The 7,127-nt window shown below is 61.9% G+C and carries 8 protein-coding genes; 4 read left to right on the top strand and 4 right to left on the bottom strand.

From position 1 onward, the window contains the following. Nucleotides 1-43: 43 nt before the first annotated feature. The 4 genes from nadB to radC form a co-directional block, all read right to left on the bottom strand. Nucleotides 44-1,651 carry an L-aspartate oxidase gene (nadB, locus tag HV675_RS23470; RefSeq protein ID WP_281364115.1) on the bottom strand — a complete coding sequence of 536 codons (1,608 nt, stop codon included), beginning with the start codon at nucleotides 1,649-1,651 and terminating at the stop codon, nucleotides 44-46. Nucleotides 1,652-1,863: 212 nt separating this feature from the next. Then, the gene (gene rpmG / locus HV675_RS23475) at nucleotides 1,864-2,031 is read right to left on the bottom strand and encodes a 50S ribosomal protein L33 (protein WP_175113661.1); all 168 of its coding nucleotides are present in this window, start codon (nucleotides 2,029-2,031) and stop codon (nucleotides 1,864-1,866) included. Between the two features lie 10 nt (nucleotides 2,032-2,041). Next, the gene (rpmB, locus tag HV675_RS23480; protein ID WP_175113663.1) at nucleotides 2,042-2,275 is read right to left on the bottom strand and encodes a 50S ribosomal protein L28; all 234 of its coding nucleotides are present in this window, start codon (nucleotides 2,273-2,275) and stop codon (nucleotides 2,042-2,044) included. A 278-nt stretch (nucleotides 2,276-2,553) separates the two neighbouring features. Further along, nucleotides 2,554-3,309, bottom strand: a complete 756-nt coding sequence (gene radC, locus HV675_RS23485) for a RadC family protein (protein ID WP_175113665.1) — start codon at nucleotides 3,307-3,309, stop codon at nucleotides 2,554-2,556. 263 nt (nucleotides 3,310-3,572) lie between these two features. Between radC and HV675_RS23490 the strand changes: the two genes are divergently transcribed. The 4 genes from HV675_RS23490 to HV675_RS23505 all read left to right on the top strand — a co-directional run. After that, nucleotides 3,573-4,028, top strand: coding sequence for an FKBP-type peptidyl-prolyl cis-trans isomerase (locus tag HV675_RS23490; RefSeq protein WP_175113667.1), 456 nt, complete (start codon nucleotides 3,573-3,575; stop codon nucleotides 4,026-4,028). A 2-nt stretch (nucleotides 4,029-4,030) separates the two neighbouring features. Then, the gene (gene ispH, locus HV675_RS23495; protein WP_175113669.1) at nucleotides 4,031-4,990 is read left to right on the top strand and encodes a 4-hydroxy-3-methylbut-2-enyl diphosphate reductase; all 960 of its coding nucleotides are present in this window, start codon (nucleotides 4,031-4,033) and stop codon (nucleotides 4,988-4,990) included. A 562-nt stretch (nucleotides 4,991-5,552) separates the two neighbouring features. After that, nucleotides 5,553-6,782 carry a branched-chain amino acid ABC transporter substrate-binding protein gene (locus HV675_RS23500; protein ID WP_175113671.1) on the top strand — a complete coding sequence of 410 codons (1,230 nt, stop codon included), beginning with the start codon at nucleotides 5,553-5,555 and terminating at the stop codon, nucleotides 6,780-6,782. Nucleotides 6,783-7,007: 225 nt separating this feature from the next. Further along, nucleotides 7,008-7,127, top strand: a 120-nt coding sequence (locus HV675_RS23505; protein ID WP_425496143.1) for an ABC transporter permease subunit, incomplete at its 3' end; no start/stop codon positions are given.

Raw genomic sequence — 7,127 nt, forward strand, 5'->3', positions numbered from 1 at the left:
AGGCGGTGCGCGTGATGGCTTTTTCATGCCGACGCATCCTGCATCACATATTGCGATTCGGCACACGCTCCGGCGACAACACGGTTGGCAACGCTTTCGGCAATGCCGTAGGCCAGTCGCGGCTGAAGTGCAGACCGCGGCTTTCGCGCCGGGAGCGTGCGCCTTCGACGATCAGCGACCCGACATCGACCAGATTGCGTAGTTCAAGCAGATCGCGGCTCACCTTGAAATTCGCGTAATACTCGTGAATCTCGTCGCGCAGCAGCGACAGACGATGTTTCGCGCGCGCGAGACGTTTGTCGGTCCGCACGATGCCGACGTAATTCCACATCAGCCGGCGCAGTTCGTCCCAGTTGTGCGCGACCACCACTTCTTCGTCCGGGTCCGATACGCGGCTTTCGTCCCAGTCGGGCAGCGGCGCATGCACGGTCGCGCCAAAGCCCGCCTGCTCGATCGCGGCGGCCGCCGACCGGCCGATCACGATGCATTCGAGTAGCGAGTTGCTGGCGAGCCGGTTGGCGCCATGCAGGCCGGTGCAGGACGTTTCGCCGACCGCATAGAGCCCTGCGAGATCGGTGCGACCCGCGAGATCCGTGACGACGCCACCGCATGTATAGTGCGCGGCCGGCACGACTGGAATGGGCTGCTTCGTGATGTCGATGCCGAACTCGAGGCAGCGCGCGAGGATAGTCGGGAAATGCTCGTGCAGGAACGCGGCCGGCTGGTGGCTGATGTCGAGATACACACAGTCGATGCCGCGCTTCTTGATCTCGAAGTCGATGGCTCGCGCGACGATATCGCGAGGCGCCAGTTCGGCGCGCTCGTCGTGAGCGGGCATGAAGCGCGTGCCGTCCGGCAGCTTGAGCAGGCCGCCTTCGCCGCGCACGGCTTCGGAAATCAGGAACGACTTCGCGTAAGGGTGAAACAGGCACGTTGGATGAAACTGGATGAACTCCATGTTCGCGACGCGGCAGCCGGCGCGCCATGCCATCGCGATGCCGTCGCCGGTCGCGGTGTCGGGGTTCGTCGTGTACAGATAGACCTTCCCTGCGCCGCCCGTGGCGAGCACCGTATGCGGCGCTTCGATCGTGACGGTGCGGCCGCTCGTCAGTTCGAGCGCGTAGAGGCCGTGGCAGCGACGGCCGGGCAGGCCAAGGCGATCGGACGTGATCAGATCGATCGCGTAGTGGTCTTCGAGCAGTGTGATATTCGGATGGTTGCGCACGCGCTCGGTCAACGTGGCGACAACCGCGTGGCCTGTCGCATCTGCCGCATGGATAATGCGACGATGGCTGTGACCGCCTTCGCGCGTCAGATGAAAGCCGAGTTCAGCCGCGTCGTCTTTCGTAAAGGGCACACCTTGCGCGATCAACCATTCGATCGCTTCGCGGCCGTGCTCGACGATAAAGCGCGTCGCCGCTTCGTCGCACAGGCCCGCGCCGGCGATCAGCGTGTCGCGCACATGGTTCTCGACGCTATCGGCCGAATCGAGCACCGCGGCGATGCCGCCTTGCGCCCAGTCGCTCGCCCCATCCATCAACGAACGTTTCGCGATGACCGCGACCCGCCGCGACTGCGCGAGGTTCAGCGCGACACTCAAGCCGGCCAGCCCGCTTCCGACAATCGCCACATCGAAATTTATCTGCTGCATCTCCGTCATTTCCTGTTGTCGCGCCGCGCCGTAGGCCGCGTGCCGGTAAGAAACCAAAGAGCATACGCGTCGCGGACCGCAAGGGAAAGCTGGCCAAACGGCCTAGGCTAAAAGGCAGCGGGTGTGAGCAGGAAACCTGGACGCTGTCGCGACGGGCCGCAAAAGAAAATGCCCCGCACAGTGGCGGGGCATTCTTACTGAAGAAACCAGGCTTACTTGATCTTGGTTTCCTTGTACGCGACATGCTTGCGGGCGACGGGATCGAACTTCTTGATCTCCATCTTTTCGGGCATGTTGCGCTTGTTCTTGGTGGTCGTATAGAAGTGACCGGTGCCGGCGGTGGATTCCAGCTTGATCTTGTCGCGTGCGCCTTTCGCCATGACTTACTCCTTAGGCTTCGCCGCGTGCGCGCAGATCAGCGAGCACTACGTCGATACCGTTCTTGTCGATCAGGCGCAGGCCGGCGTTCGAAACGCGCAGACGCACCCAACGGTTCTCGCTTTCAACCCAGAAACGGCGGCTTTGCAGGTTCGGAAGAAAACGACGCTTGGTTTTGTTGTTCGCGTGGGAAACGTTGTTGCCGCTCATCGGCGCTTTCCCAGTTACTTGGCATACGCGTGCCATGAGAGCACTCCTAATACGCTTAAATTCTGCGCCCGAACGCCGTATAAGTTTCCTGGAAAGAGGCGCTGGCGACGACCCATCAGACTGCTATGGGTGTTCGGCCGCGGATTCCATCCATTCCGGAAAGCCTTGAAAGGCTGCTTCGAACAGGGTTACAGGTGGTTTGAAAAGAGGCAGACGGCGATTCTAGCAGAAAAAATCCCGCAAAATCAAACTTTTTGGCGACCGGAAGCCAGGGCGGCGGGGACGCGCGTTGACGGCGAGGCGCCTGCTCCGGGTCAGATCAGGCCGTTCCGGGAGAACGAGTATACGTCGCTCGCGCCGACCACGATATGGTCGAGCAGCTTGATATCGACGAGCGCGAGCGCCTCGTGCAACACCCGGGTCAGTTGCCGGTCCGCGGCGCTGGGCTTTGCCGCACCGGACGGATGATTGTGCGCGACGATCAGTCCCGCCGTATTCAGCAGCAGCGCGCGCCGCACGATTTCGCGCGGGTAGACGGCCATCTGCGTCAACGAGCCGCGCGCGACCTCTTCCGCCTGGATCAGCCGGTGCCGGGCGTCCAGATAAAGACAGTAGAACACCTCGTGCGACAGGCCGCCGATCTTCAGGCGCAAATATTCGTCGACGGCATGTGGCGAATCGAGCAGCGAACGGTGCTCGAGTTCCTCGTGGAGCGCGCGCCGGACGATCTCGACGATCGCGAGCATCTGGGCGATTTTCGCGCGGCCGATGCCATGCAGACCGTCGAAGTCTTTCTCTGTCGCGTTGAGCATCGCGCGCATCGATTTGAAGCGGTCTTCCAGCGTGCGCGCCATCTCGAACACGTTATGCCCGGGCAGCCCGGAACCGAGGATCAGCGCGATCAACTCCGTATTGGACAGCGCGGACGGCCCGAGCTTGAGGAGCCGCTCGCGAGGCATGTCATCTTTCGGCGGAATGCCGCCGCGGCGGTTCCGGGGCGACGGCTCGGCGGGCGGAAACAACAGGCACGGCGCCGGGTGCACGGCGGCGGGGCACGGGCTTGCGTCCATTTCAGCGTCCTTTGCGGCGCAGCGGCGCGCGGCCTCGCGCCGCAGGTGCGCCGGGCGAGCCGGTACCGCATATGTGGCTTACAATGGAACCTTTGCGCCCGGCGCCGCGGCGCGAGGCGTCCATACCCGGAGCGTCGCGATACCCCGCGCGTCGCGCTGCGCGGACCACCGCGGCGCGCGCCGCAGCCGCCGTCGCGCAGGTGTCCTGCGCAGCAGCGCCCGGCGCGACCGCGCGCCGCGCATTCCGACCGAACGAGTACTGCATGAGTATCATCGACATCTCCGAAGTGAAACCGGGTTCGCACATCACGCTTCATTACCGGCTTTCGCTTGCCGATGGCGCCGAAATCGTCAACACCTTCGCCGACAAGCCGGCCACGCTGCTTCTGGGGGCAGGCCAGCTGGCGCCGCCGCTAGAGGATATTTTGCTGGGATTGAAGGTCGGCCACCATTCGACCTTTCAGCTAATGTCCGGACAGGCTTTCGGTCCCCGCAATCCTGAGTTGATCCAGCGGGTGTCGCTTGCCACGTTGCGCGAAAACAGCATGATCGGCGAGGATTTTTCTCCCGGCGATCTCGTCGAATTCAATGCGCCGGGCGGCGGCCGCTACGCGGGCGTGCTGAAAGAGGTCGGTGAAACCTCGGCCCTGTTTGATTTCAATCACCCGCTCGCCGGCCAGGCGCTGACGTTCGAAGTGAAAATCATCGGAATCCTGTAAACATGAGCATCATGGATACGACTCTCGCCGAAACGGAAATCCTGCTGGCGCAGCCACGCGGGTTCTGTGCCGGCGTCGATCGCGCCATCGAGATCGTCGAGCGCGCGATCAAACTGTATGGCTCACCCATCTACGTGCGCCACGAAATCGTCCATAACGCGTATGTCGTCGAGGATCTGCGCAAAAAGGGGGCGATTTTCATCGAGCAGCTCGACGAAGTACCGTCGGGCAGCACAGTCATCTTCAGCGCGCACGGCGTGTCGAAGGCGGTGCGCGCCGAGGCCGAGTCGCGCGGGTTGCGCGTGTACGACGCGACCTGTCCGCTTGTCACGAAGGTGCATATCGAAGTCGCGAAGATGCGCGCGGAAGGGTTCGATATCGTGATGATCGGCCACAAGGGCCACCCGGAAGTCGAGGGCACGATGGGCCAGACCGAGCAGGGCATGTATCTCGTCGAAGATATCGACGATGTGCGGGCGCTCGTGCTGGCCGAGCCGGACCGGATCGCATTCGTCACGCAGACGACGCTGTCGGTGGATGACGCGGCCGAGATCATCGCGGCGCTAAAGGCCAAATATCCGCAAATCCGCGAGCCGAAAAAGCAGGACATCTGCTACGCGACGCAAAACCGGCAGGACGCGGTCAAATTCATGGCGCCGCAGTGCGACGTCGTGATCGTGGTTGGGAGCCCGAACAGTTCGAATTCGAACCGGTTGCGCGAATTGGCCGAGAAACTGGGCGTGCCCGCGTACATGGTCGATTCGCCGGATCAGATCGACCCGCAATGGGTCATCGAAAAGAAGCGGATCGGCGTGACCGCCGGCGCGTCGGCGCCTGAAGCGCTCGCGCAGGCCGTGATCGGCCGCCTGCGCGAGATGGGCGTGCGCAGTGTACGAGCACTTGACGGAATCGAAGAGAACATTGCGTTTCCGCTGCCGCGCGGGCTGGGTCTACCCACCTGACTGCATGTGATCGCGAGCGTGCAATCGCACGCAGCACAAAACAGAAAGGCGCGCCTTCGCGGCGCGCTTTTTTCATGGTGCGCTCAATAAAATAAGTGCCATATCGAAGCGTAGAGCCATTCCAGATGTGGTTGGTCGCACAGTTTTTGTGAATTTGGCGGCGTAATTTGGATGGTAAACGGCAATCGCTCCCTTTTTAAACGACGGTCCGGTGGATAGCTGCAAGCATCGCATCGCACCATATCGGTGCATCCGTGCGGGTACCGGGCGCCAGGCCGCAAATCAGAACCAACGCCTTTACGCACGGCGCTCTCCACGCAAATACAAGGCTGGCGGGCCACGCAACCGCTTATCTCAAATGGTGCAACTGTGGCACAAGAATGCATCGCAACCGGGTTGCGCCAGCCTCGCGATACGGTTCCCAAAATCCGGTTGCAATGCAGGAAAACCCTGCGCATTCAACAATATTGCCCATCCCATAATTGGAGTTACAATGCGCGCGTTCTTAAGGCTTCGGGCGCTTCGGAACATCGGATTTAGCAAGGCGCAGGAGACCTATTTGATGCATGTCAAGTTTGCTTTCGCCGTGTCTATCGCGGCCGCGGTCGTGATGTCGACCGGGTGCAGCAAGAGAAACGACGGTGAAGCGAGCACGGCCGCGTCGGCGGCGACCGCGGCGTCGGCAGCGCCGGCGAGTGCGAGCGGGGCAAACAATGACGCAAACGCGGCGACGGTGGTGAAAATCGGCCATGCGGCGCCGTTGACCGGACCGATCGCGCACCTTGGCAAGGACAACGAAAATGGCGCGCGGCTCGCGGTCGAGGAAATCAATGCGCAGGGACTGACGATCGACGGCCGCAAGATCCAGCTCGAACTCGACGCGCAGGACGACGCGGGTGACCCGAAGACCGGTGCGCAGGTCGCGCAGCGCCTCGTCGACGATCATGTGGTCGCGGTGGTCGGGCATCTGAATTCGGGCGTATCGATCCCCGCGTCGAAGATCTACAGCGATGCGGGCATCGTGCAGATTTCGCCGTCGTCGACGAATCCGGCTTATACGCAGCAGGGCTTCAAGACCACCTATCGCGTGGTCGCGACCGACGCGCAGCAAGGCCCCGCGCTTGCCAACTATGCGACGAAGGCGTTGAACGCGAAACGGATCGCGGTGGTCGACGATGCGACCGCGTATGGCAAGGGACTTGCTGACGAGTTTGCGAAGAGCGCGCAGGCGAGCGGTGCGACGATCGTCGCGCGTGAAGCGACGAATGACCGGGCCACGGACTTCCGGGCCATTCTTACCAGGATCAAAAGCGTTCAGCCGGACGTCATTATGTTCGGCGGCATGGATGCGACGGGCGGGCCGTTCACCAAACAGGCGGCGGCGCTCGGTATCAGGGCAAAAATCCTTGGCGGCGACGGCGTGTGCACCGACAAGGTAGAGGAACTCGCGGGTCAAGCCGTGCAGAACCTCGTCTGTTCGGAAGCGGGACTTGCGCTTTCGAAAATGGAGCGGGGCGCGGACTTCGAGAAGAAGTACGCCGACCGCTTCCACACGCCGGTGCAGATTTACGCACCGTTCACGTATGACGCTGTGTATGTGATCGTCGACGCAATGAAGCGCGCCAATTCGATCGACGCGCCCAAGGTGCTGGCTGCGATGCCGTCCACCGATTACAACGGGGTAATCGGCCACATCGCATTCGACGACAAGGGTGATTTGAAAGAAGGCGCCATTACGCTATACGACTTCAAGGACGGCAAGAAGACGGTCCTCGACGTCGTGAAGATGTGATGACGGAATCAAGCGTGGCGGCACCGAACCATCCCGTCGGTGCCGTTTTTGCATCCGCATCGAACGTGGGCGCTGTTGCAATCCGGCCGCGCGCAGGTTCGATGCGAATAACCCTTACCGGTCTCTTATATCAGTACCGCAGTGCCGTTGCGATTCCGTGCTTCACCACCGCTCCACCGGCGGACGATGAACGTGAATCCAGTCGCACGGGCCAAGGAGCATTAAATGGATATTTTCATCCAGCAGATCATCAACGGACTGGTGCTTGGTAGCGTCTACGCGATCATCGCACTGGGCTACACGATGGTGTACGGCATTCTGGGCATCATCAACTTCGCGCACGGC

It is taken from the genome of Paraburkholderia solisilvae (assembly GCF_902859875.1).
Classification (GTDB): Bacteria; Pseudomonadota; Gammaproteobacteria; order Burkholderiales; family Burkholderiaceae; genus Paraburkholderia; species Paraburkholderia solisilvae.